Raw genomic sequence first — 241 nt, 5'->3', positions numbered from 1 at the left:
ATCGCCGCTGAACAGGGCGCGCCGGCGCGCTTTCAGCGCCATGCCCAGCAAGCCGCCGAGCAACAGCGCCGAGAGCACAGCCCGGCTGATGATCAGCGCCAGCGGAATGCAGAAGCCGGGGGCATCGGTGTCCATCAGGATCACCGCACCGACGACGAAGGCGCCGATACCGCCGAAGCCGAACACTCCGAAGCTAGGCAGGAACGCCTCGGCGACCATGAACGCCACCCCGAGCAGGATC

1 pseudogene is annotated in these 241 nt (G+C 67.6%); it reads right to left on the bottom strand.

Annotated elements, in window-relative coordinates:
• Nucleotides 1–241 (bottom strand): annotated as a pseudogene (locus OH705_RS28515) (nodulation protein NfeD); the annotation flags it as partial.

Origin of the sequence: Pseudomonas sp. BJa3, assembly GCF_026343815.1 — a bacterium.
Taxonomy (GTDB): domain Bacteria; phylum Pseudomonadota; class Gammaproteobacteria; order Pseudomonadales; family Pseudomonadaceae; genus Aquipseudomonas; species Aquipseudomonas soli.
The sequence above is the reverse complement of the archived record's forward strand: the minus strand, read 5'-3'. Positions and strand labels throughout refer to the sequence as shown.